The sequence below is a fragment of the Humibacter ginsengiterrae genome, assembly GCF_054780115.1.
Window position 1 is genome coordinate 68,781 of sequence record NZ_BAAGWY010000006.1, and the last position, 22,231, is coordinate 91,011.

Below are 22,231 nucleotides of genomic sequence, written 5' to 3' on the forward strand. Positions count from 1 at the left end.
GGCGAGAGAGCCGCGGTCAGGGCCGCCCGAAGGACGGCCCCTCCAATCTGAATGCAAATCCCCAGAGAGGCTTCAGGAGCTCTGTGCTTTCCGAGCAGATGATGACGACCGAGACGCACGTGTTGCGTCCGCATCGTCACCTGCTTGCCAGCGGGATGATCGCCGCGCTCGCCCTCACCACTCCCCTGTTCGCCGTGGCGTACTGGCTGACCATCAGCAGCGGAGGATGGCAGATCACGCTCGCGGTGCACGTGTTCGTGGCCTTGATCGCGATTCTCGCCGTACTGCAGTACCGCCGCACGAAAGTGCTGGTCTCGCCCGAGGGGGTGCTGGAGCGTGGCTTCCTTGGCCGCGTCTCCGAGATGTCGAAGCAGGAGATAGGCATGCTGTGTCTCATCGAGATCTACAGCGACAACGCGCTCGACACGCAGCCGAATCTCTTCATTCTCGACAAGGGCGGTGCGCCGCGCATCCGGCTGCGCGGGCAGTACTGGTCGCGCGCCGACATGGAAGACCTCGCGGACGTGCTCGACCGTCCGCTCGTCAGCCCGCAGGAGTCTGTGACGCTGTCGGAGATGCGGTCCACGCAACCAGGATGGTTGTACTGGTTCGAACGGATCCCGCTGCTCACCTGGTTGTAAACGCTCGCCGACGAGAACTCGCTCGGCGGGAGCGACGGGTCAGACTTCCGCGTCCGTGCGCAGGCCCACCCGTGTGCCTGCTGCGCTGGACGGAAGCGGCGTGAAGCCGAGGCGACGGTAGAACGCGCCGGCGTTCACGTTGTCGGCTCCATACTCCAGCCACACGCCGGGAACACCGCGCGACCGCAGCTCCGTCGTCAGCGTGCGCACGAGCATCCGCCCGAAGCCCTGTCCTTGGAGGTCGGGCAGCAGGTCGATGTGCAGGTGAGCCGGGTAGTCGTCGAGCTCGGGGATGAGCATCCGTTCCGGGCGACGAGCGTCGCGAACGAAGCGCTGGGTCGGAGTGTCGTCGCCGGTCAGCGGATACTTGGCCTCGAATCCGGGCAGCCACTGCGTGCGCAGGCGTTCGACGAACGCGGCGGTGTCGGCGACGCCGAGAATGTAGCCGTGCGCGCGCCCGTCGACGTCGACGACGAATGCCGTCTCGGGTGCAAGGTCCACGTACGGCAGCGCGTAGATGTCGGGAAGCACGTCGTCGTTATCGAGCCAACCGGTGGCATCTTCGCCCGACTTGCCGGTCTTGAGGCAGATCTCGTAGACCGCGTCGCGGTCGCCTGAACGGTACGGACGGATGTCTGTCACAGTTCTCTCTTTCGTCGAACCTCGAGCGTCGGCCCGGCCGCGCTAGCCCGCCGTGTCGCCGCGCGTCAGCGTGCGAGCGGCGGCACGGTGCGCGGCCGCACCACGAACCACAGTGAACCGACCGACACGAGCGAACAGGCGAGCATCACGATACCCATCGGCGCGGCGCTGGCCACGCCGAGCAGACCGACGAGCGGGGAGATGAGTCCCGCGATCGCGAAGTTGGACGCGCCCTGCAGCGACGCCGCCGTACCGGCCTCTGCGCCGTGTCCGTTGAGGGCCAGCACCTGCACGCAGGGAAAGCCGAAGCCGCACGAGGCGATGAAGAACCACAGCGGAACGATGACACCCCAGATGCCGCCGGTGCCCGTGCTGCCGAGAACGACGATCAGCGCAGCGGCGATCGTCATGGTCGCCGTCGACACGGAGAGCACCCACTGCGGGCCGAACCGCTTGGCCAGCCGCGCGGCCGTCTGCACGCCGATGATGATGCCGACGGAGTTCGCGGCGAACAGTGCGCCGTATTGCTGCGCGTCGAACGAGTAGACCATCTGGAAGACGAACGAGCTCGACGACAGGTAGGCGAACAGACCGGAGAAGTTCATCGCGCTGACGATGACGATGCCGACGTAGATGCGGTCGCTGAGCACGGACTTGAACCGCTGCCCCACACTGGAATGGCCCGAGGCGATGCGCGCTTCCTTGGGCCGGGTCTCCACGATCCACAGCACGAGGCAGGCGAGCATCACGGCGCTGTATGACGCGATCACCCAGAAGATGCCGCGCCACGGCATGATCAGCAGCAACTGCGAGCCGAGCACTGGCGCGATCACGGGCGCGAGGCCGTTCACGAGCGCGAGACGCGAGAGCATCGTGACCAGACGATGCCCGCTGAAGAGGTCGCGCACCATGGCCATTGCGACCACACTGCTGGCGGCGGCGCCGAGGCCCTGCAGCAGACGGAACAGGCTGAGCAGCTCGACGTTCGGTGCGAGCGCCACCCCGAGCGACGCCAGGATGTGCACGGCCGTCGCGAGGATGAGCGGCATCCGCCGTCCCACCTTGTCGCTCCATGGGCCGACGATGAGCTGACCGAGCCCGAAGCCGACGGTCGTCGCAGTGAGCGTGAGCTGGATGATCGCGGTCGAGACGTGGAAGTCGCTCTCGAGCTTCGGCATCGACGGCAGGTAGGTGTCCATCGTGAACGGGCCGAGCGCGGTGAGCGCACCGAGGATCAGGATGTAGGTGACCCGCTTGCGCGTCGGCAGCGCGTCGCCGGGGTGCACGACTGATGCCGGCATGGTGATCGGCGAACGGCGCCCCCGGCCGCGCGTGCCCGGCTCGATCGTCGGGATGCCGCCGGTGGGCATACCCGCCGTGATGCCCACGACCGGGATGCCCGACGTCTGCGTCTGGACGAAGTCGGCGTCTTCGGCGACCGACGGGCACGCGACATCGCCGCGACGGGGAGGACGCGGGGTGGCTCCGGCTGTGGCGGGAACGACGGGGATCGGTTTGGTGGCGGTAGACATAGTTCTTCTGCAGGAATTCGCTTACGAGTTGCGTCAGAGGTCGAGACGCGAATCGACGCCGCTCAGTGCTGATGAGGAGCGGCGTCGAATCGATTCGAGACAACTCTATCGGATGTCGGCTGGGGATCGCCAGAGTGCGGTTCTAGCCCGCGGCGAGGCGGCCCTGCCCGGCGACGAGTGCGTTGCGCTCCCCCGCGCTCGCTGCGGCGGCGAGCGCTTCCGCCGCCGAATCACCGCGCTCGAACGCCGCGAGCAGTCCGCCGAGGAACGAGTCGCCGCTTCCTGCCGGAAACCGGCCGCGCCGGGTCGACGCCGGAACCGAGGTCTGGATGTCGCCCAGCAGCGCAGCTGACCCCGCGACGCCGTCGGTGACCACGGCGTCGCATCCGTACTGTGCACGCAACCGATGGCAGGCATCCGTCGCGGTCTCCAGCTCCGTGTCGAGCAGCTCGGATGCCTCGCGCCGGTTGACCTTGATGAGCTCGGCTGCCGGCGCGGTCGCGCGCAGTCCGTCTCCCGACCCGTCGACGACGATGCGACACCCGTTCCTGCGCAGTTCGGCCAGGAGCGATCCGAGCTCGTCGAGCGGTACGCCCGGCGGGACGGATCCACTCAGCGCGACCCATGGCATTGGACCAGAAGTGCTTGCTGTGGCGACTGCGCCGCGGGTGGCGGCGGCGTAGGCATCCCACTCGTCGGCGTCGAGCTCGGTGGCCGGTTCGTACAGGTCGGTGCTCGTCGCAGACCCCGCTCGCTCGACCACAGCGATGCAGGTGCGCGTCACGCGTCGCAGCGGCACGACCGTGGCCGCAACGCCGTCTTCCGCGAGCATGTATGCGACCCACTCTCCCGTCGCGCCGCCCAGCGCGGCCAGCGTGCTCACCTCGGCGCCGAGCGCGGATGCCGCCCTCGCCACGTTCAGTGCCTTGCCACCCGCGACCCTGGTGACGGCGAACGGCCGCGTGATGTCGCCGACGTTCAGCTCGTCGACCTCATACGTCACGTCGAGGCTGGCCGAGAGCGCGAGCGTGATGATCATGTGCGGCAGCCTATGGGCGCTCTCTCGGCTCGGCCACTCGGGGACCGCTTCGATCACGGCAGTGAGTGAAGCGGTCCCGTCAGGCTGGGTTGCGATACGCGGCTTCGCCGCTGCTCAAGCGGCGATGAATATCAGCGACGCAGCGCCGTCGGGTCGGCCATCAGTCTCGTGAACGCGAGCTCCGCGGCACCCACCGTGAGCACCTCGGTGCCGAGCTCGGCACGCACGATGTCGACCTGCTCCGCGGATGCCGTCAGCGACTGCTCGCGCACGGCGGCGTCGAGCACGTGCGGCGCGGCATCCAGAAGCACGCCGAGGAATCCGCCGAGCACCACCCGCCTCGGGTTGAGGATGTTCACGGCGTTGCGGATCGCCACCGCGAGGTAGCGCAACTGGCGCTCCACCTCGTCGCGCCCCTTCTCGTCGAGGCTCTGCATCGCCTCGTCGAGTCCATCCGCGTCGTCGAGACCGAGCGCGTCGAGAAGGCGAGCCTGCGAGACCTCCGTCTCCAGGCATCCGATGGCGCCGCAGTGGCAGCGGGATCCCTCGGAGTTCACCAGGGTGTGCCCGAGCTCTCCGGCGTAGCCGGAGCTTCCGGCGAGCGGCAGCGCGCGTGTGATGACTCCGCCGCCGACGCCGCCGGGGCCGCCGTTCAGATAGATGAGGTCGCCGATGCCGCGCCCTGCCCCGAACAGGTGCTCGGCGTTCGCGCCGAGGCTGGCGTCGTTGGCCACCAGCGCGGGGAGCCCGGTTGCCTCTTCGAGCAGCGCGGCGAACGGCTCGTCGACCCACTCGAGGTGCGGTGCCATGCGCACGACGCCGTCCGCCTCCCGCACGCTGCCGGGCACGGCGGCGCCGATGCCGGTGGCCCGCAGACCGGTGTCGAACAGGGCCTTGAAACCCTCCAGCACGTTCGCGACGATGCGCGCGGCCTCCTCTGCGGTCGGCGGCTCGGCGGTGGCGTGCCGCACGCGACGGTGCACCGTGCCGTCCAGCCCGACCAGCCCGACATTGACGCCGTCGACCTCCGGATTCACCGTGACGACGACCACCTTCGGGTTCGCGACCACCACCGGACTCGGCCGGCCGACGCCCGTCGACTCCCGCGGCTCCTGCTCCGAGACGAGACCGAGCGCGGCGAGTTCGGCGACCAGTGCGCCGATCGTGGAGCGACTGAGCCCGGTCGCCCTGGTGAGCTCCGACCTCGAACGCCCGGAGATGCCGTGCACGAGCCGCAGCACCGCACCGAGGTTGTGCTGCCGCACTCCGTCGAGATTGCTCCCGAGCGAGGGGCGCACTGGCGTGGTATCCGGCGTCGGCGCCGACAAGGCTTCGGTCACTTGAGGCAGCCTACTGGTATTCACGTTCGGCAACCGAACTTATCGGCCACCGGTCCACCCGGCCGGGCCTGGGCAGCCCGGTGAGACTAGGCCTATGGGATGACACTAGGTGCACGGCAGCTAGTGGCATCGCAAGCAGCTAGTCTCGCTGCATCTGCTGACCGGCCGGGCCCAGGACTACTGCGGGATCGTCCGCGTCGCCGCCAACTCGGCGTACCAGGCGGAGCTCTCCTTGGGCAGACGCTCCAGGGTGTCGTAGTCGACGCGCACTATGCCGAACCGCTTGGAGTAGCCGAAGCCCCACTCGAAGTTGTCCATCAGAGACCACACGAAGTAGCCGCGCAGGTCGACGCCGTCCTGCAGGGCACGGTGCGCGGCCGTGAGGTGGCGCCGCAGGTAGTCGATGCGGTCCGCGTCATGCACCGCGGGTCCGCTCTCTTCGTGCGAGACGACATCCGGGAAGGCTGCGCCGTTCTCGGTGATCATGAGCGGCTGCTGCGGGAACTCGTCGCGCAGCGAGGTGAGCAGGTCGTAGAGGCCGGCCGGCTCGATGTTCCAGCCCATCTCGGTGTAGGGGCCGGGCTGCTCCAGGAACTCCACCCGGTCGGCGCCCGGCCACGGCGATGCGCCGACATCCTTGTGGCCGTCGGCGTGCTGTCGCTCGCTCCTGCCATCCCACAACCGCACGCGGTTCGTCGAGTAGTAGTTGACGCCCAGGATGTCGATTCCCTGGTTGATCGTCTCCAGGTCGCCCGGCTGCACGAACGACCAGTCGGTCAGCGCCTTAGTGTCCTCGAGCAGGTCGGCCGGATACTCGCCCTTCAGCATCGGATGCGTGAACGCCCGGTTGCCGAGCGCGTCGATCTGGCGCGCAGCCTCGGCTCCCGTGTCGCCTTCCGGCCGGATCACGTGCAGGTTCAGCGTCACCGAGTACTGCGCGTCGTCGTTCGCGACGGTCGCGCGCAGAGCCTGCAAGCCCAGGCCGTGCGCGAGGTTCAGGTGATGCACCGCTCGCAGGGCAGCCGCTCCGTTCGTGCGACCCGGCGCGTGCGCACCGGATGCGTAGCCCAGGTAGGCGGAGCACCAGGGCTCGTTGAGCGTTGTCCACACCGCGACGCGGTCGCCGAGTCGCTCGCCGATGGCGGCCGCGTAGTCCGCGAACGCGTACGCGGTCTCGCGGTTCGGCCAGCCGCCCTCGTCTTCGAGCACCTGCGGCAGGTCCCAGTGGTAGAGCGTGGCCACGGGCGTGATGTCGCGTTCCAGCAGGCCGTCGACGAGTCGCGAGTAGAAGTCGACACCCTTCGGGTTCACCTGGCCACGGCCGGTCGGGATGATCCTCGGCCATGCGATCGAGAACCGGTAGGCGTGCAGCCCGAGACGCTTCATCAGGTCGAGGTCGGCCTCGAGGCGGTGGTAGTGATCGTCCGCGACGTCGCCGTTGTCGCCGTTCCACACCTTGCCCGGCGTGTGGCTGAACGTGTCCCAGATCGACGGCAGCCGGCCGTCATCCTTCACGGCGCCCTCGACCTGGTACGACGCCGTCGCTGAGCCGAACACGAACGAGTCGGGGAACCGCAGACCGCTGTCGCGGAAGTCGTCACTGCCTTGAGCCATGTCATTCCTGCCTGTGTGCACGGGGTGCGCGAGGTGCGCATGACGCGCGGATGCCGCGCCGAACGGATGTCGGGTGTCACGCTCTCGAGAGAGCGCTCTTCCCGACACGATAGCGTGCATCCATTGCGACCCGTCGCGCCGGTCGAAACGATTCGGCCGACTGACCGGGCCTTCGTGTTCGTAACTCCTGCTCGGATGGCCGTCGCCTGGCGGCTGCCCGTGTGTTTCCGCACTCGCGCCGGTCGGCGGTTGCGTCCTGCAGGAGTTATGAACGTCGGGGGTCGGACCAACGAGACGTCGACAGGACGCGGGTCGCCTACCAGGTCGCCGGAGTGGATCCCAGCGGCACGGGTGCCGGGCGCTCGACGGTGCTCGCGATCTCGACCACGCTGTGGTCGGCGGCGGCGCGCAGGATGCCGTCCATCACCTCGAGCACGTGGAACGCGAGCTCCCCGCTCGCCCGGTGCGGCCGGTCGGTCTCGATCGCACGGGCCATGTCGGCCAGTCCGAAGCCGCGACCGGAGTCGGCCCAGCCTGCAGAGACCGGCACCGTCTCCCACTCGCGGGTCGCGGCGGGAGCGATCTCCGTGTCGCCATCGAACCGGTTGGGGTCGGGCACGGCCATAGTGCCCTCTGTGCCGAACACCTCGAACAGCGGTGCACGCGACTTCCACACGTCGAAGCTCACCGTGATGGTCGTGGTGAGACCGTTCTCGTGCTCGAGCAGCGCGCTCACGTGCGTGGCGACATCCACCGGGATCGCAGTGCTTGCGAGCGGCCCGGCGGCGACCGAGCGCTGCCGCGACGACGTCGTGGCGACGCCGGAGACCCGGGCGATGGGGCCGAACAGGGTCACGATGCTCGTCAGGTAATAGGGACCCATGTCGAACAGCGGACCGCCGCCGGGCTGGTAATAGAACGCCGGGGCGGGATGCCACAGCTCGTGACCCGGCGCGCTCCAGTGGATGGCTGCGGCGATCGGCTCCCCGATCGCGCCATCGTCGAGGGTCTTCCGCGCAGTCTGGATGCCCGTGCCGAGCACCGTGTCGGGCGCGCTTCCCACTCGCAGCCCCTTCTCTGCGGCGAGCGCGAGCAACGGCTCCGCCTCCGCCGGCGTCAGTGCAAGCGGCTTCTCGCCGTACACGTGCTTGCCGGACTCGACCGCACGGATGCCGATGGCTGCGTGCGCCTGCGGAATGGTCAGGTTGAGCACAGCGTCGACACCGGCATCCGCGAGCAGTCCGTCGACGCTGAGCGCGCGTACGCCCTGTTCGGCCGCGACCTCGCGCGCCCGCTCTTCGTTCACGTCGGCGACGGCGACGAGCTGGAGATTCGGCAGGTTCGGGATGTGCGCGAAGTACTGCGAGCTGATGTTGCCGACGCCGATGACGCCGAGCCGTAGAATCCCGGATGCCTCACTCATCGCCCGCGCCCGTTCCCTGAGCGTTCGCCGGCGTGAACGCCCCGGACTCGACGTCGGCAGCACTCGGCGCCGGCTGGCCGGAGCCGCGTGCGGCCCACAGCAGTCCGCGCTCGATGATGCCGCGCACGTTCGGATCGTTCACGACCTCGAGCTTGTGCCCGGGGGCCGAGACGAAGATGCGCCCCTCTCCCCACAGCCGCGTCCAGATGGCGGGCGCCGTGACCGGCCGGTGCCAGGCATCCCATGGGCGCACGGCCTGCGTCGTCGTGGCCAGAACGTCGTTCAGCTCGTCGCTGAGCACCCAGTACTGCTCGGTGACGAGGTCGAAGTCCTCGACGCCGGCCGTGATCGGGTGCACCTTGCCGAGCTCCGTCAGGTGGACCGTGTACGGAATGTAGTTGTCGTCCTGCTCGCCGGACAGCTGCTCCTTCGGCGCCCGGTTCGCGTGGTGCGCGAACTGGCCGCCGATCATGTGCAGGTAGTCGGCCGTGTTGCGGTAGGAGTCCGCGATGCCGCCGTGCCAGCCGGCCATGCCCATGCCGCCCCGCACAGCACGGTCGAGGCCGGCCATCTCCTCGTTCTCGATGGAGTTCATCGTGTTGATCTGCACCAGCAGGTCGACGGTGTCCATATAGGCCTCGTCGGTGTAGATCGCCGGCGACTCCTCCACGCGCACCTCGAAGCCGTTCTCTTCGAGGAACGGGATGAACGAGTCGGTGGTCTGAACGGGCTCGTGCCCGTCCCAGCCGCCGCGCACGATGAGGGCGCGACGTGTTGCGTCAGTCATGTTCTGCTTTCGGTTGTGTATCAGCGACTTTGTGAGAATGCTGCGTCGAACGCTGCTTCAGGCGGGGTGATCGTGGCGAGCTTGCGCACGAACTGCAGCGCCTCGGGGCCGCCGACCAGGCGGTCCATGCCCGCGTCTTCCCACTCCACGCTGGTCGGACCCTCGTAGCCAATCCAGTTCAGCGTGCGGAAGATCGGCTCCCACGGAACCTCGCCGTGCCCGGTCGAGACGAAGTCCCAGCCACGCCGCGGGTCGCCCCACGGCAGGTGGGATGCCAGACGCCCGTTGCGGCCGTTGAGCTGCGTCACCGACTCCTTGCAGTGCACGTGGTAGATCTTGTCGGCGAAGTCCTGCAGGAACGTGACAGGGTCGATCTGCTGCCAGACGAAGTGCGATGGGTCGAAGTTGAAGCCGAAGGCATCCCGGTTGCCGATCGCCTCCAGCGTGCGCTTGCTCGACCAGTAGTCGAACGCGACCTCGCTCGGGTGCGGCTCCAGCGCGAAGCGCACGCCGACCTCGTCGAAGACGTCGAGGATCGGGTTCCATCGATCCGCGAAGTCCTGGTAGCCGTCATCGATCATCGACTCGGGCACCGGCGGGAACCCGGCGATGGTCTTCCAGATCTTCGATCCGGTGAAGCCCGTCACGGTCTTCACGCCGAGCGCTGCCGCGGCTCGCGCGGTGGTCTTCAGCTCCTCGGCCGCGCGCTGCCGCACGCCTTCCGGATCGCCGTCACCCCACACGTGCGGCGGCACGATGTCCTGATGCCGCTGGTCGATCGGGTCGTCGCAGACCGCCTGGCCCACGAGGTGGTTGGAGATCGTGAAGACCTTCAGCCCGTTGCGCTCCAGGATGTCCAGCCGGTTCTGCACGTATGCGGGGTCGTTCGCCGCCTTGTTCACGTCGAGGTGGTCGCCCCAGCTGGCGATCTCCAGCCCGTCGTATCCCCACTCTCCGGCGAGCCGTGCGACCTCCTCGAAGGGCAGGTCGGCCCACTGACCGGTGAACAGTGTGATCGGACGCGTCATCGTCCGTCCTCCTTCTCTCGTTCTCCTCATTCAGGTCGCAGTTTTCGTCGCAATGCCGTGGTTATGCCGACGAAAACTGCGACCTGAACGATGGACTACTGAATCGTCTGCCAGGCGGAACGGGCATCCGCCGATTGCTCCACAGCGGCCAGAACGCGCTGCACCTGGAGCGCGTCGTCGAACGACGGCCGGGGTTGCACGCCGGCCCCGATGTCGCGCACGAGATCGACGACCTGGTGCGTGAACCCGTGCTCGTAGCCGAGGCCATGACCCGCCGGCCACCAGTTGGCCACGTACGGATGCACCGGATCGGTCACGATGATGCGCCGGAAACCCTGCGTCTCCGCGTCGTCGGTGCCGTCGTAGTACTCGAGCTCGTTCATGTCTTCGAAGTCGAACGCGATCGACCCCTTCGAGCCGTTCACCTCGAGGCGGATCGTGTTCTTGCGTCCTAACGCAAACCTCGTCGCCTCGAACACGCCGATCGATCCGTTGTCGAAGCGTGCAGTGAACGCCGCGGCATCGTCGACCGTGACCGGCCCCTTCTCGGCATCGCTCGAGCCGGTGCCGCCGAGGCCGACCATGTCGCCGCCGACCGGTCGCTCGGTGACGAACGTGTTCACGATCGCGGAAAGCCCCACGATGTCGGATCCGGTGACCCACTGCGCGAGATCGATGACATGAGCGCCGATGTCGCCGAGGGCGCCGCTGCCGGCCTTCGACTTGTCCAGGCGCCAGGTGAGCGGTGCGTTCTCGTCGCTCAGCCAGTCCTGCAGGTACTGCGCACGCACGTGCCGGATCTCGCCCAGCCTGCCCTCCTCGACGAAGCGGCGCGCCAGAGACAGCGCGGGCACGCGGCGGTACGTGAAACCGCACATCGCGAACACACCGTTCGCCGCCGAGCGAGCGGCATCCGCCATCCGCTCCGCCTCGGCCACCGAGTTCGCCAGAGGCTTCTCGCACAGCACGTGCTTACCGGCCTCGAGGGCGGCGATCGCGATCTGAGGATGCGTGTCGCCGGGCGTGCAGATGTCGATCAGATCGATGTCATCGCGTTCCAGCAGCCGGCGCCAGTCCGTCTCGACGCTGTGCCAGCCGAGGCGCTCGGCCGCTGCGGACACCGCGGCCTCGTTGCGGCCGGCGACTGCCGTGAGCTCGGGCGTCAACGGAAGATCGAAGAACCGGTGCGCATTGCGCCAGGCGTGAGAGTGGGCCGCGCCCATGAAGGCGTAGCCCACCATGCCGACACGCAGCCGGGGTGTGCCGTCTGCCATCGCGACTCCTTTGTGGGATGTGGACCGTGTGATGAGGGCTGTGAACGTACGAGCGAAACGCGCAACCGGGCCTGTGACAGCCTACTTGCGCAAGTCGCGCCGACACTTCGGCGCGCCCGCTCCGATCTTTGCATCGCGAACCCCGGAGAATCAAGCGCAGCGGGGCCTTCATAAGTTGCGCAACTCGGGCCTACCATGACCCCATGAGCGAACAGGGCGGTGACGGGCGCGCGGCGAGCACGGGATCCGCCGGCACGGCCGCGGCCGGTAGCCGTCCTCGGGATCCGGTCACGATGGCCGAACTCGCGCAGCTGGCCGGAACGACGGTCCCGACGGTGTCCAAGGTGCTCAACGGCCGATCGGATGTCTCGGCCGCCACCCGGGAACGCGTGATGCGACTGGTGGAGCAGACGGGGTACCGGCGCCGGCGACGCGCGGCGGGCATCCGCGACCGCGAGACGGGCGGTCTCGTCGACCTGGTCATCAGCAAGGTGAGTGGCTCGTGGGCGAACCTTGTGCTGAGCGGCGCCGAGCGTGCGGCCGCCGACGCGGGACTCGATGTCGTGGTCACGGTCGCGCGCCAGCAGCAGGGTGCCGGTGAGGACTGGGTCGCGCGGCTCCTGGCCCGCAGGTCCCTCGGCGCGACGGTCGCCCTTCTCACGCCGAACCGGGCACAGGTGGAGATGCTCGCCGCCGCGGGCATCCCGCTCGTGCTGCTCGACCCGTCTTCGGATTCCGCGTCGGGCATCCCGAGCATCGGCACGACCGACTGGGCCGGCGGATACGCGGCCGCGGCGCACCTGGCCGCACTCGGCCATCGCGACATCGCCGTGCTCACCGGCGCCGGCGACTATCGGTACGGCCGCGCCAGAGTCGACGGGTTCCGCGCGGGCCTCGAGCAGGCGGGCATCCCTCTGCCGGAGCGCCACGTGCAGCAGGCCGACTGGAATCGCGACGCCGCTGCGGCGGTTGCGGAGCGGATGCTCCGCTCGGGCGCGCCGCCCACCGCAGTGTTCGCGTGTGCCGACGAGCTGGCACTCGGCGTCTATCGAGCCGCTGCGGAGATGGGAATCGCGATCCCTGGCGACCTCAGCGTCGTGGGCTTCGACGACCTGCCCGAGTCGGCCTGGGTGACGCCGGCGCTCACCACCGTGCGCCAGCCGATCGAGGAGATGGCGGCCGCCGCGATGCGCATGCTCCTGCGTCTGCGTGGCGGCGCAACAGCCGGTTCCGCCCGCGAGGAGCTGGCCACGGAGCTCGTCGTCCGCGGCTCGACGACAACGGCTCGGTAACGTTTTGGCCGCGTGAGGATCTGTCGTATAGCCTCTCCGTGAGAGCGCTCCCACGACTTTCATCACAGGTTGATTTCAGTTCGCGACGACACGCGTGGGAGGCTCCCGGTAAATGTTGACACGTCCAACAAAAGACTGAATGATGACAGGACGGCCGTGGAAGACGTGGCCGCGACCGCCGCACCAAACCTGACATTCAACGACGAATCTCCGCATCGATGCGCGGCATCCATGCGGACCGGAAGGGATCTGACGATGGCATCGGAATCCACAGGCGCAGCATTCACCCGACGGGGCTTCCTCGGCCTCGCCGGTGGTGTCGCGGCCACGACCCTCCTCGCAGCCTGCTCCAGCGGCGGAGGAGGAAGCACAGGCGGAAGCGGCAAGCCGCTGAAGTTCTGGAACATGCCCTGGGGTGGAACGGCGTTCAACCCGCTCGACAAGAAGATCACCCTGGCGTACAAGCCGGCGAGCGGTCTTCCCTCGGCTACGTACCAGGAGATCCAGTGGGCGAACTTCACGCAGACGTTCTCGTCTGCGGTCGCTTCGAACACCGGACCCGCGGTCAGTTCGGGCGGCGGTACCCAGGCGTTCCAGTTCGCACACCAGGGCAAGATCGCCTATGCGGACAACCTGCTCGACAGCTGGAAGAGCAACGGTCTGTACGACGACTTCCTGCCGGGCCTGCTCGACACGATGAAGACCGACCAGGGCTACGCAGCTGTTCCGTACAACCTCGACGTGCGCTGCTCCTGGTACAACAAGACGCTGCTCTCGCAGGCGGGCGTCGACGTTCCCACCACGTGGGACGAGTACAAGCAGGTGTGCGCCGCCCTCAAGAAGAACGGCGTCTACGGCTTTGGACTCGGCTCGGGCGCAGGCAATTTCACCGGCGGCCACATCCTCACCGCATTCATGATCAACAACGGCGGCGGACTCTTCAACGCGAAGAAGGAGCCTGACTGCGTCACCTCTGAGAACGAGGAGGCGATGGAATACGTGCTCGAGCTCGTGCAGAACGGCTACTCCGACCCGGCAGCCGCGACGTACACGAGCGCCAACGTGCAGTCGCAGTGGAACGCCAAGAAGTTCGGCTTCGGCTGGGACGGCGCCGGGCTGGCTGCTTCACTGAACGCGGCCACGGCGGCGGACATGGTGGTCGGTGACCCGTTGACGAGCCCGTCGGGCAAGAAGGGCGGCCTGTACTTCCCGAACAACATCATGATGTACAAGAACACCCCCAGCCAGAAGGGCTCGGAGGGTTTCCTCACGTACTACTACAAGAACATGTCCAAGCTGTGGACGGAGAAGACCGGCATCGGCCTTCCGCCGCTGAAGTCGATCGCCGACACGTCGGTGCTCAAGGCCGACCCGGTGACGGTGAAGATCTTGAAGGACTGGAACCCGATCTACGGCACGTGGGCCGCGCCCGGCGGAAAGGGCCTGTTCTACAACATCGCCAACACCGTCGACGGCACCCAGCCGATGATCACCTTCGCGCAGTCGATCCTTGGTGGTAAGACGGATGCCAAGACCGCGTTGACGACGCTGCAGAACGCCATCGAAGGCCTGATGAAGTAAGGACGCATGGCGGGTGGGCCTCACGCGGTGAGCGTCGGGCCCACCCGTTTTCATTCTGGTAGCTGTCGAAGGAGAGGCTGACATGTCGACCGAGTCCGTGGCCGGCGCGTTGAAGAAGGCGCGTAACGGTGTGGGTGTGGCGGGTCCGGGGCGTGCCCCGAGCAAGGGCAAACGGGGTCGTGCGATCTCGCACGTGTGGACGTTCTTGCTGTTCGCGATCCCGTCCCTGTTGTTCCTGCTGCTGTTGAACCTGTACCCGGTGATCTATGCGGGCTGGCAGTCGCTGCGCAACGGTGATCTGATCGATTCCGGCGCGTTCGTCGGGTTCACGAACTACATCAGCGTGGTACAGCAGCCCGGGTTCTGGCATGCCGCACTGTTCACCTTGGTGTTCACGATCGTGGGTGTGTTCGGGTCGTGGGCGGCAGGGCTGGGGTTGGCGTTGCTGCTGCGCACCCGGATCCCGTTGGCCGGTCTGTGGAAGGTGCTGCTGCTGCTGCCCTGGGTGGTTCCCGTGGTCGTCTCCGCGACGTCGTGGAACTGGCTGGTCGCCACCCCGCAGTCCCCGTTCCCGTTACTGGCTCACGCGCTCGGGCTGGGGAACGTGCTCTTCCTGGCTGACCCGCTGCTGGCTCAGATCACGGTGTGCGTGTTCAAGGTGTGGATCAGCTTCCCGTTCATGATGATGATGATGTCCTCGGCGCTCGCGTCGGTGGACACCACCGTGTACGAGGCATCCAAGGTCGACGGTGCCAGCACGTGGCAGACGTTCACGCAGATCACGCTGCCGATGATCTCCCGCACCACCTACGTGTCGTGGATCCTGATGACGATCTTCTGCGTCAACGACTTCCCGACGATCTTCCTGCTCACCGGCGGCGGCCCGGTCAACGCCACCCAGTCCCTGGTCGTGCTCGCGTACCAGACCGTGTTCCAGAACTACCAGGTCGGTCCCGGTGTCGCCATCGCGTTCCTGATGACCATCGTTCTCGTGATCATCTCCGTGCTGCTGTACCGCCAGATCAGAAAGGCGAACGTCGCATGAGCACCGAAGCATCCGCCGACCTCATCGGCCAGCTCCAGGTCGGAGTCACCGGCGGCAAACGCCGCACCCTGGGCGAACTGGGCGAACGTGGCAAATGGTGGCGCCTACTGGGCATCGTGATCATCACCGCGATCGTGCTCGTCCCGATCGTGGCCGTGGTCATCCTCTCCCTCACCCCGTCTCTGGGGTCCACCGCGACCGGGCTCACGTTCGAGAACTACGGCGCCGTGTTCGCCCAGACCTCTGTCGGCACCTGGCTGGGCAACAGCCTCCTGGTCGCCGCGGTCACCGTCGTCGCCGCGGTCGTGATCGCCGCCCCGGCCGGATACGTCCTCTCCCGCGGACGCAACCGGCTCGTGTCCTCTTACGCGCTGATCCTGTTCATCGTGCAGTCGCTGCCGGTGGTGACCGCCGTCATCCCGTTGTTCTTCCTGTTCTCCAAGCTCGGACTGGTCGACAACCTGATCGGCGTCATGATCATCTACACCGGCTCCACCATGAGCGTCGCGTGCTGGATGATGGCCGCCTACTTCGACTCCATCCCGATCACCCTGGAAGAAGCAGCATGGATCGACGGGGCATCCGTGTTCGGATCCTTCACCCGCGTGGTGCTCCGCAACTCGCTGCCCGGCATTCTCTCCACCGCGATCTTCTCGTTCCTGCTGGCCTGGAACGACTACCTCATCGCACTGGTCTTCCTGCGCAGCGACCAGAACTACACCCTCCCCATCGGCCTGAACACGTTCTTCCAGCAGAACCAGACCAACTGGGGACTCGTCATGGCCGTCGCTGTGATCATGATGCTCCCGCCCATCATCGTGTTCGCCGTGCTCAACCGGTTCTTCTCCGTCGGAGGCATCGGAGGCTCACTTGCCGGCCGATGAGTCGAACGGCCTTACCGCGAAGGGCGGGCGCACCGACCGTGCGGCCGCCCTTCCGGCTCTTCGGGCTGCTGCCGACCGGATCATCCCCGCGGATGCCTGGCCCGCCGGCTGGGAGGGCGGCGTCGCGGAGTACCTGACCGTCGACCCGATCTCCGCCGACCGCGACCTCGCCTGGGCGTGGCCCGCGTTGGTCTCGCTCGCGGCACGACTCGACGACGAAGCGCGCCGCATCCTCGGTACCGCACCGTCGAGTGACGGCCCCACGGCCCGCGCCTCAGCGGGCTTCGCCGATCTCGACCCGGCTGCGCAAGACGCGATCCTGGCCGCGGTGGCGGCCGGCTCCGGAGCGCGTTCGTTCGACGCGCTGCGCCGGGTGTGCTGGGAGGGGTACTACGCGTCGTCGGATGGCAGGCATCCGGCCGGCCTCGACATGGTCGGGTTCCGAGGCGTGCCGGAGGGCGTGACACCCATCGAGCCGGAACCGCTGAAGACGATCGCCCCCGCTGCAGTGCAAGCGCACTACGACGCGGTCATCGTGGGGTCGGGTCCGGGCGGCGGAGTCGCCGCCCAGGTGCTCACGGCCGCCGGCAAGCACGTGCTGCTCGTGGAGCGTGCGCCTTATCTGCGGAACGACCAGATCCGGGGCGACCATCTGCACGGCAAGCGCAATGCCGTGTATTGGCCGACGGTGGGGCCGGGCCCCGGACATCCGCGGGTCGCACAGCTTCCAGAGGGCGACCGGGTTCTCGACGGGATCGACGACGCGTCCATCTACGGTCTCAACGCCGACGCTGTGGGCGGAGGCACGCGCATCTGGCAGGGCATGGCGTGGCGATTCATGCCGGAGGACTTCCGCATGCGCACGCTCTACGGCAACCCGCACGGCGCGAGCCTCGCGGACTGGCCGGTGTCGTACGAGGAGATGGAGCCGTACTACACGAAGGCCGAGTGGCAGCTCGGCGTCGCCGGCGAAGAGGGCGGGCTCACGCGGCGGATGCCTCGCTCGGCCGGATACCCGATGCCGGCGATGGGCACGGAGCCGTCGCGCGAACTGCTCGGCGCAGCGGCCGAACGGCTCGGCTGGGGCTGGGGCCCCATTCCGCTCGCGATCAACTCGGTTCCGTGGGACGGCCGCGCCGCGTGCGTGCGCTGCGCGCAGTGCATCGGCAATACCTGCCCGGTGAATGCGAAGAACGGCTCGCAGGCCACATTCATCCCGCGTGCGATCGCGACCGGGTTGTGCGATCTTCTGCCCGACGCCGAGGTGATCGAGGTACGCGACGGGGCCGGAAGCGCGGGCGTGACGATCATGGCGGATGCGTCCACCTTCCCCGTCGAGCTCACCGTGAGTGCCGACGTCGTGGTGGTCTCCGCCGGTGCGGTCGAGACCGCTCGCCTGCTGCTGGCGAGTGGCCTGGGCAACGACCACGTGGGGCGCTACCTGCACGATCACCGCACGGCGACGGTGCTGGGCGAGTCCGCGCATCCGGTCAAGCCATACATCGGCCCTGGGCACTCGGTCGCGACGCTCGACCACGTGCACGCCGACACGATTCCGTGGGGCGGCGGCGTGATCGTCGACCTCATGGGACTGCTGCCGCTGACCTCCGCCGGGGAGCCGGCGCCCGGTGTTCCTGGCTGGGGTGCAGGACACAAGGAGTGGATGCGCACCGGGCGCGCCAACCTGTTCGGCGTGTTCGCGATGGGCCAGGAGATACCGTTGCCGACGTCCAGGGTCACGTTGGCGGCGGTGAAGGACCGCTGGGGCCGGCCGGGCGCCGCACTGCGCAAAGACGTGCACTGGACGAGCGAGCAGGTCGAGGACGGCATGGCCGTGCAGGGCGCGCGGTGGCTGGAGGCCGCCGGAATCACGAACATCAGGCGGCACGGCGGCCCGGCGACGGCGTCGGCAGCCGGCGAGCACTCGTGCGGCACCGCGCGCATGGGCACGTCGCCGGAGAACTCCGCCACCGACCCGTTCGGCAGGGTGTGGGGCACGAGCCGCGTCGTGGCGTGCGACTCTTCGCTGCACCCGACGAACGGCTCGGTGAACCCGACCCTGACGATCGTGGCGAACGCTTTCCGCGTCGCGGAGAACCTCGTAGCCGAGTGGCCTCGGTGATGCTGGTGAGGCTCGTTCGGACCCATTCGTCACGCTGCGCCGTTCGTAACTCCTGCGATTCGGTCCGTACTCACGCTTGGGGCACGGAAAGCCGCGCCCCTGCGGCAGGTGCGGCAGGTGCGGCACCATTCTGCAGGAGTTATGAACGGGCGTGGGCGAGCCACGATCTGAAGGGACGACGATGACTGAGACGAAAGCGCCCGGCGCGCGATGGCGCGACACCCGGCTTTCCGCCGCGGAGCGCGTCGATGCACTGATCGGCGAGATGACGCTGCGTGAGAAGGTGGCGCAGCTCTATGGGGTGTGGGTCGCCTCGTCACCTGTCGGCGACGACGTCGCGCCGTTCCAGCACGACATGAGCGAGGATGCCGTCGAGCTCGACGCGCTTCTCCCCCACGGCCTGGGCCAGCTGACGAGGTCGTTCGGCTCGGCGCCCGTCGACCCGGCCGTCGGTCTCGTCTCGCTGGCGCGCAGCCAGAAGCGCATCGTGGCGGCGAACCGGTTCGGCATACCGGCCATCGCGCACGAGGAGTGCCTCGCCGGGTTCACCGCGTGGGGCGCGACCAATTACCCCGTTCCGCTCTCCTGGGGCGCCACGTTCGACCCCGCGCTGATCGAGCGGGTCGCACAGCGCATCGGAACCGGCATGCGCTCCGTCGGGGTGCACCAGGGCCTGGCGCCGGTACTCGATGTCACCCGTGACCCGCGCTGGGGTCGCACCGAGGAGACCATCGGGGAGGACCCGTACCTGGTCGGCACGATCGCGCTCGGCTACGTGCGCGGGCTGGAGTCGACGGGCATCGTCGCCACGCTCAAGCACTTCATCGGGTACTCGGCATCCAAGGCGGCCCGCAACCTGGCGCCCGTCTCCATGGGACGCCGCGAGTTCAACGACGTGATGGTGCCGCCGTTCGAGCTGGTCGTGCGCGACGGCGGGGTGCGCAGCGTGATGCACGCGTACACGGATGTCGACGGCATCCCGTCGGCATCCGACGAGTCGTTGCTGACGGGGCTTCTCCGCGACACCTGGGGATTCACCGGCACCGTGGTCGCCGACTACTTCGGCATCGCGTTCCTGAAGACGCTGCACGGCGTCGCGGGCTCCTGGGAGGATGCGGCGGCATCCGCTCTCAAGGCCGGCGTCGACGTCGAGCTGCCCACCGTGAAGGCGTACGGCGATCCTCTCGTAGCAGCCGTGGAGAGCGGCGACCTCGACGAGGCATTCGTCGAACGAGCGCTGCGACGCGTTCTGCTTCAGAAGGCCGAGTTCGGCATGCTCGACGCCGACTGGTCGCCGCTTCCCGAGGGCTGGACCGACGAAGATCTCGACGACATCGACACCGCCCGCGGACGCGTGCAGCTGGACACCGCCGAAGATCGCGCACTCGCCCGCGAGGTGGCCGAGCGTGCGGTCGTTCTGGTGCGCAATGACGGAACGCTGCCTCTGGCGGCGGACACGGGCATCCGGATCGCGGTCGTCGGTCCGCTCGCCGACGACCCGTTCGCGATGCTCGGCTGCTACTCGTTCCCGAGCCACGTCGGCACCCTGCATCCCGAGGTGCCGATCGGAATCGAACTCCCCACCGTGCTGCAGAGCCTGCGGGCGGAGTTCACGAACGCGACGTTCGTCGTCGAGCCTGGCGTGAGCGTCGACGGCAAGGGCAGCGACGGTGACGCGGACTCCGCGGGCATCGAGCGCGCAGTGGCCGCCGCCAGGGACGCCGACCTGGTGATCGCTGTGCTCGGCGACCATGCCGGACTGTTCGGTCGCGGCACCTCCGGCGAGGGATGCGACGCCGCAACGATGCGGCTCCCCGGCAGGCAGCAGGACCTCCTGGATGCACTGATCGCATCGGGCACGCCGGTGGTCGCGACCCTGGTGGAGGGGCGTCCGTATGCGCTGGGGTCGGCGGCGGAGCAGGCATCCGCCATCGTCACCGCGTTCTTCCCCGGCGAGGAGGGCGGGCCCGCGATCGCGGGCGTGCTCAGCGGACGGGTGAACCCGAGCGGACGGCTGCCGGTGAGCATCCCTTCGCACGAGGGGGCTCAGCCGGCCACCTATCTGGCGCCGCCGCTCGGCGGTCCGACCGGTGTGTCGAACATCGACCCGACGCCGCGGTTCCCGTTCGGGCACGGCCTTTCGTACACGACGTTCGAGTGGTCGGATGCCGGCACCGACGTCGAGCAGATCGCCACGTCGGGCACCGTGACGGTCTCTCTCACAGTGACGAACACGGGCGATCGCGCCGGCATCGAGACCGTGCAGCTCTACCTGCACGACCCCGTGGCCTCGGTCGTACGCCCGGTCAACCGGCTCATCGGGTACGCGTCCGTTCCGCTCCAGGCAGGCGCACAGTCGCGGGTGTCGTTCGAGGTGAGCGCGGACCTGTCGGCGTTCACGGGGCGCGACTACTCGCGCATCGTGGAGCCGGGGGAACTCGAGTTGCGGCTCGGGGCATCCAGCGGCGACATCCGCTTCGAGCTGCCGGTCACGCTGAGCGGCCCTGCGCGCACAGTCGACCACACCCGCACGCTGCGCAGCCGCGTGACGGTGGACGCCACCGCCGGGTGAGTATCGCGGCTACTCGACCGGCCGGGAGTGCGGCGGTTCAGGCGAGGCTGCAGCCCACGGTACGCGGCGGCGGAGTGCGGCCAGCAGCACACCGGCGACTGCCACGGGTATGACGACCGCGTACGCGGTTCCGGTCGCGATGCCCGGTGTCGTGCCGAACCCGTGCAGTGCGGAGTACAGGCCGCCGCAGATCATCGCGATCCACGCCGTGCTCGCCGTCTCGGCGAACGACACCAGCGGTCCGACCCGCATCGCGGGATCCGGTCCCTCGAACGCCTCCGACATGGCGAGCGGATACGCGATACCCATGCCGAGCCCCGCCACTCCGGCCGTGACGACCACCGCGATGATCGCTCCCGTGCCCGCGCCGGTCAGGCTGATCACCACGAGGGAAACAGCGGCGAGCACCATGAGCACGAGCCCCGACGTCACGCGGTCCGGCCGTGCAGACGGACGCGGGCGCAGTCCGGCGAGCGTCCACATGATCAGGGCGGCGGTGATGGCGACGGATGCCCACAGCAGTCCGCCGCCGAACGCCTCGATCACCGTGACGGATAGCAACGACTCGATGCCGAAGAAGGCAGCGCACAGCGCACCGAACGACGCCAGCGTGCTCAGAAGGCGGCCGCCGGGCGCACCCGCACGCAGGAACGCCACGATGCCCACCCCGCCGCCGACGGCCGCAGCGACGAACAGCGCGGCCGGCCAGACGCCCGTGGAAGCGGACGCCGCCGCCCCCACTCCGAGCGCCGCGGCCACGACCACACCGGCCACCGCACGCACCGGCTCCTTGCGCTTCTCCCACGGGATGGCCGAGGCGTACGCACCCATCAGCACCCTGGCTGCGAGCACGAGGATCGCTGGCCACGCGAACGCCCAGCGCCAGCCCACCGTCTGCGCGATGGCGGCATTCAACGCGGGGCCTGCTATCGACGGGATCAGCCACACGAACGCGTAGAGCCCGAGCACGCGCGGGCGTTCCCGGTCGTCGAAAAGCCCGCCGATGGCGGACGAGCCGAATCCGGTGATGAGCCCGAGGCCGATGCCGCGCACGATCATCCCCACGAGGACCCACTCCATGGTCGGCGCGAAGACCGAGGCCGCGACGCCGGCCAGGAAGATCACTGTGGCCCACGCGATCACGGCGGCCGGACGCATCCTGGCCAGGACCGGCGCGCTGAACGACAACATCAGCACCGCGGCGATGTTGCCGGCGGCGAGAGTCGCTCCGAACAGCGCGAAGCCGTGCAGCTCCTGCGCCACGACGGGTAGCATCGTCGAGATCGCCAGCCCCTGCATGCCGCCGCCGAATTCGGCCAGCAGCATGCTGAAGAGGAACACGCCGCGCCGGCCATGGAAGACCTGCCGGATCCGCACCCGGTCGCTGCTCACCCGGCCACGCTATCGGGCGCCGC

16 protein-coding genes and 2 pseudogenes are annotated in these 22,231 nt (G+C 68.4%); 8 read left to right on the plus strand and 10 right to left on the minus strand.

Annotated elements, in window-relative coordinates:
- Window positions 1-83 precede the first annotated feature (83 nt).
- Complete coding sequence (locus ACYVII_RS09175; protein WP_460534156.1) at window positions 84-641, plus strand: YdbT family protein; 558 nt, start codon at window positions 84-86, stop codon at window positions 639-641.
- Between the two features lie 39 nt (window positions 642-680).
- On the opposite strand, the gene ACYVII_RS09180 is transcribed toward ACYVII_RS09175, so the two are convergent.
- From ACYVII_RS09180 to ACYVII_RS09220, 9 genes are all read right to left on the minus strand, one after another.
- A complete protein-coding gene (locus ACYVII_RS09180) occupies window positions 681-1,283 on the minus strand; it encodes a GNAT family N-acetyltransferase (protein ID WP_460534158.1) in 603 nt (200 codons plus the stop codon).
- Between the two features lie 65 nt (window positions 1,284-1,348).
- On the minus strand, window positions 1,349-2,584 hold the full coding sequence (locus ACYVII_RS09185) for a multidrug effflux MFS transporter (RefSeq protein WP_460534416.1): 1,236 nt from the start codon (window positions 2,582-2,584) through the stop codon (window positions 1,349-1,351).
- A 373-nt stretch (window positions 2,585-2,957) separates the two neighbouring features.
- Window positions 2,958-3,854 carry a 1-phosphofructokinase family hexose kinase gene (locus ACYVII_RS09190; RefSeq protein WP_460534160.1) on the minus strand — a complete coding sequence of 299 codons (897 nt, stop codon included), beginning with the start codon at window positions 3,852-3,854 and terminating at the stop codon, window positions 2,958-2,960.
- Window positions 3,855-3,985: 131 nt separating this feature from the next.
- A complete protein-coding gene (locus ACYVII_RS09195; RefSeq protein ID WP_460534162.1) occupies window positions 3,986-5,194 on the minus strand; it encodes an ROK family transcriptional regulator in 1,209 nt (402 codons plus the stop codon).
- Between the two features lie 177 nt (window positions 5,195-5,371).
- Window positions 5,372-6,808: a glycoside hydrolase family 1 protein gene (locus tag ACYVII_RS09200; protein WP_460534164.1), complete on the minus strand. Its 1,437-nt coding sequence runs from the start codon at window positions 6,806-6,808 to the stop codon at window positions 5,372-5,374.
- Between the two features lie 316 nt (window positions 6,809-7,124).
- Window positions 7,125-8,231 carry a Gfo/Idh/MocA family protein gene (locus ACYVII_RS09205; RefSeq protein ID WP_460534166.1) on the minus strand — a complete coding sequence of 369 codons (1,107 nt, stop codon included), beginning with the start codon at window positions 8,229-8,231 and terminating at the stop codon, window positions 7,125-7,127.
- Entirely contained in the window at window positions 8,224-9,018 is a 795-nt protein-coding gene (locus tag ACYVII_RS09210; RefSeq protein WP_460534168.1) for a ThuA domain-containing protein, read from the minus strand. Before ACYVII_RS09210 ends, ACYVII_RS09205 begins: the two co-directional genes overlap by 8 nt.
- A 20-nt stretch (window positions 9,019-9,038) precedes the next feature.
- A complete protein-coding gene (locus tag ACYVII_RS09215; protein ID WP_460534170.1) occupies window positions 9,039-10,046 on the minus strand; it encodes a sugar phosphate isomerase/epimerase family protein in 1,008 nt (335 codons plus the stop codon).
- A gap of 95 nt (window positions 10,047-10,141) precedes the next feature.
- Window positions 10,142-11,320 (minus strand): Gfo/Idh/MocA family protein, encoded by a 1,179-nt coding sequence (locus ACYVII_RS09220; RefSeq protein ID WP_460534172.1) that lies wholly within the window; start codon window positions 11,318-11,320, stop codon window positions 10,142-10,144.
- Window positions 11,321-11,523: 203 nt separating this feature from the next.
- On the opposite strand from ACYVII_RS09220, the gene ACYVII_RS09225 reads away from it, so the two are divergent.
- The 7 genes and pseudogenes from ACYVII_RS09225 to ACYVII_RS09255 all read left to right on the plus strand — a co-directional run bounded on the left by ACYVII_RS09225 (window position 11,524) and on the right by ACYVII_RS09255 (window position 20,816).
- On the plus strand, window positions 11,524-12,612 hold the full coding sequence (locus ACYVII_RS09225) for a LacI family DNA-binding transcriptional regulator (RefSeq protein ID WP_460534174.1): 1,089 nt from the start codon (window positions 11,524-11,526) through the stop codon (window positions 12,610-12,612).
- Window positions 12,613-12,867: 255 nt separating this feature from the next.
- Window positions 12,868-14,193: an ABC transporter substrate-binding protein gene (locus ACYVII_RS09230; RefSeq protein WP_460534176.1), complete on the plus strand. Its 1,326-nt coding sequence runs from the start codon at window positions 12,868-12,870 to the stop codon at window positions 14,191-14,193.
- Between the two features lie 82 nt (window positions 14,194-14,275).
- Window positions 14,276-15,238, plus strand: coding sequence for a carbohydrate ABC transporter permease (locus ACYVII_RS09235; RefSeq protein ID WP_460534178.1), 963 nt, complete (start codon window positions 14,276-14,278; stop codon window positions 15,236-15,238).
- Window positions 15,235-16,122: a carbohydrate ABC transporter permease gene (locus ACYVII_RS09240; RefSeq protein ID WP_460534180.1), complete on the plus strand. Its 888-nt coding sequence runs from the start codon at window positions 15,235-15,237 to the stop codon at window positions 16,120-16,122. The genes ACYVII_RS09235 and ACYVII_RS09240 overlap by 4 nt, the downstream gene beginning before the upstream one ends.
- Window positions 16,109-17,563 (plus strand): annotated as a pseudogene (locus tag ACYVII_RS09245) (GMC family oxidoreductase N-terminal domain-containing protein); the annotation flags it as partial. The gene ACYVII_RS09240 and the pseudogene ACYVII_RS09245, both read left to right, overlap by 14 nt.
- Before the next feature lie 288 nt (window positions 17,564-17,851).
- A pseudogene (locus tag ACYVII_RS09250) lies at window positions 17,852-18,244 on the plus strand (GMC oxidoreductase); the annotation flags it as partial.
- A gap of 181 nt (window positions 18,245-18,425) precedes the next feature.
- Window positions 18,426-20,816, plus strand: coding sequence for a glycoside hydrolase family 3 protein (locus ACYVII_RS09255; RefSeq protein ID WP_460534182.1), 2,391 nt, complete (start codon window positions 18,426-18,428; stop codon window positions 20,814-20,816).
- Window positions 20,817-20,825: 9 nt separating this feature from the next.
- Here ACYVII_RS09255 and ACYVII_RS09260 read toward each other — a convergent pair whose 3' ends face one another.
- Entirely contained in the window at window positions 20,826-22,208 is a 1,383-nt protein-coding gene (locus ACYVII_RS09260; protein ID WP_460534184.1) for an MFS transporter, read from the minus strand.
- Window positions 22,209-22,231: the final 23 nt, after the last annotated feature.

Bases quoted from the DNA above. Each gene is read 5' to 3' on its own strand.
- ACYVII_RS09215 (WP_460534170.1), bottom strand. From the start codon at position 10,046: ATGACGCGTCCGATCACACTGTTCACCGGTCAGTGGGCCGACCTGCCC.
- ACYVII_RS09230 (WP_460534176.1), top strand. From the start codon at position 12,868: ATGGCATCGGAATCCACAGGCGCAGCATTCACCCGACGGGGCTTCCTC.
- ACYVII_RS09240 (WP_460534180.1), top strand. From the start codon at position 15,235: ATGAGCACCGAAGCATCCGCCGACCTCATCGGCCAGCTCCAGGTCGGA.
- ACYVII_RS09190 (WP_460534160.1), bottom strand. From the start codon at position 3,854: ATGATCATCACGCTCGCGCTCTCGGCCAGCCTCGACGTGACGTATGAG.
- ACYVII_RS09255 (WP_460534182.1), top strand. From the start codon at position 18,426: ATGACTGAGACGAAAGCGCCCGGCGCGCGATGGCGCGACACCCGGCTT.
- ACYVII_RS09220 (WP_460534172.1), bottom strand. From the start codon at position 11,320: ATGGCAGACGGCACACCCCGGCTGCGTGTCGGCATGGTGGGCTACGCC.
- ACYVII_RS09200 (WP_460534164.1), bottom strand. From the start codon at position 6,808: ATGGCTCAAGGCAGTGACGACTTCCGCGACAGCGGTCTGCGGTTCCCC.
- ACYVII_RS09225 (WP_460534174.1), top strand. From the start codon at position 11,524: ATGAGCGAACAGGGCGGTGACGGGCGCGCGGCGAGCACGGGATCCGCC.
- ACYVII_RS09210 (WP_460534168.1), bottom strand. From the start codon at position 9,018: ATGACTGACGCAACACGTCGCGCCCTCATCGTGCGCGGCGGCTGGGAC.
- ACYVII_RS09235 (WP_460534178.1), top strand. From the start codon at position 14,276: ATGTCGACCGAGTCCGTGGCCGGCGCGTTGAAGAAGGCGCGTAACGGT.
- ACYVII_RS09205 (WP_460534166.1), bottom strand. From the start codon at position 8,231: ATGAGTGAGGCATCCGGGATTCTACGGCTCGGCGTCATCGGCGTCGGC.
- ACYVII_RS09185 (WP_460534416.1), bottom strand. From the start codon at position 2,584: ATGCCGGCATCAGTCGTGCACCCCGGCGACGCGCTGCCGACGCGCAAG.